This window comes from uncultured Veillonella sp. (genome assembly GCF_934230905.1).
Lineage (GTDB): Bacteria > Bacillota > Negativicutes > Veillonellales > Veillonellaceae > Veillonella.
In genome coordinates this window covers 1-2,144 of sequence record NZ_CAKQFJ010000056.1, presented here as the reverse complement: position 1 = coordinate 2,144, position 2,144 = coordinate 1, and the positions used below count along the sequence as shown (strand labels likewise).

Annotated in this window: 1 protein-coding gene; it reads left to right on the top strand. The window is 38.4% G+C overall.

Going from position 1 to position 2,144, the window contains the following annotated elements:
* The coding region (locus Q0E20_RS09410; RefSeq protein ID WP_295999445.1) for a subtype B tannase at positions 1-1,992 on the top strand (1,992 nt) is incomplete at its 5' end.
* Positions 1,993-2,144 lie beyond the last annotated feature (152 nt).

Below are 2,144 nucleotides of genomic sequence, written 5' to 3'. Positions count from 1 at the left end.
CAACGTCAAGCAGCTATTAAGGCTGAACAAGAACGTATCGCGGCTCAACAAGCTGAAGCTCAACGTCAAGCAGCTATTAAGGCTGAACAAGAACGTATCGCGGCTCAACAAGCTGAAGCTCAACGTCAAGCAGCTATCAAGGCTGAACAAGAACGCTTAGCCGCTGAACAAGCTGAAGCAGATGCAGAAAAAGCTCGTCTAGAGGCAGCCGAGGCAAAAGCTGCAGCTGAAGCTGCAACTAAAGCAAAAATAGAGGCAGAGGCAGAAGCAAAGGCTAAAACTCAAGCCGAAGCGCAGCATCAAGCAGCTATTAAAGCTGAAGAAAAGCGTATCGCAGCAGAACAAGCCGAAGCAAAATCTAAAGTTGAAGAGGAAACGAAAGCTCAAACAAAAGAAAACATGCAATCAACTACTGAGCCTAAATTACCTCAATCCTATATTGATGAACGAAATCAAGTCTCTAGCAAAACGTCTAATTCAACTGGAGAGAAAAATATTCTTTCACAACCAATTGATCCACCATTACAAGCCGATGCATCTGCAAAAATCACCCTCACATTCGATATTAATAATTACGAATCGATGTCTGGCACAGTTGATAATAAAGAAATTAAATATCGTGCATTTGAATATATTCCGTATGTAGCTAATCCTATTGATATTGATCAACAATATATGAATATTTATATACCGGAAGAATATTTTAACAACGGCACAATAAATGGTTATAATTCACAAACAGCACCTATCTTTATGCCAAACAATGTAGGTGGGTACATGCCAAGTCAACCTATGACGCCTAAAGTAGAAAACAATAAACCAAATAGTGCGCTATATGCATTATCTAAAGGTTATGTTGTTGCCTCCCCTGCCACACGCGGTCGTACCAATAAAGCATCGGATGGCAATTTTATTGGTAAAGCTCCTGCAGTCATTGTGGACTTACAAGCAGCAACTGCTTATTTACATGCAAATGATGCAACTATGCCAGGCAATGCAAAACGTATTATTACTAATGGTACTAGTGCAGGTGGTGCAGTTTCCTTATTACAAGGTGCAACCGGTAATACAACTGACTATCAACCATATTTACAAGCTCTTGGGGCTGCTACTGCATCTACAGATGTATACGCCTCTTCTGCTTATGCTCCAATTACCAATCTTGATGCAGCAGATATGGCTTATGAATGGAGCTATAACGGTATTACATCATTTAATAAAGTAATAATGGGGCAAGGTGAATTACCTCAAGCTAATGTGAGCGGTACGCCAGCGCCAATACAACGCACTATGCAACGTGTGAACTTAACAAAAGATGATATTGCTTACTCAGATTTACTAAAAAGCCACTTCCCTGACTATATAAATAACTTACAATTACACGATAGAACTGGTGTTATTTTAAAACTCGATAAGAAAGGTAATGGCACATTCAAGCAATATGTGAAATCTTTCATCATTGATGCCGCCAATAAAGCTAAATCTAATGGCACTGATTTATCTCGCTATTCCTTCTTAGTCTTAGATAAGAATACAGGCATGGTGAAAGACATTGATTGGGATGCTTATAATAGCTTTACTAGCCGTTCTAAGTCACCAGGTGCATTTGACTCTAGATCAAACGATTCTGGTGAAAATAGCTTATTTGGTACAAGCTCTAGCGATACTAATCACTTCACAATTACAGCAGCACTACATGATATAACGCCTAATAATAATGTATATGTAGAAAATGCTAAAATTGTTACTATGATGAACCCAATGAATTACCTTGGTTCTCCTAGTGCAACAAACGCTAAATACTATCGAATTCGCTATGGTACGGCAGATAGCAACACATCTGTTGCCATTCCATTAATCGTCGGTACACGTGCACAAAATCTTGGATATAGTGTAGACATGGCTACACCATTTGGTGTGGATCACGCTGGCGATTACGATTTACAGGATCTATTTAACTGGATGGATTCTATTGTAAAAAACGGTAGATAATCTTCTTTAGTAATGACAAAATCAATACCATAACACCATAACGAAAAAAGAGCTGTAATAGTTTTCCACACTGCTACAACTCTTTTAAGGTGGGATAGGATAAAACAAAATTGTTTTATCCTATCCCACCTTTTCTATATATAAAGAATAAA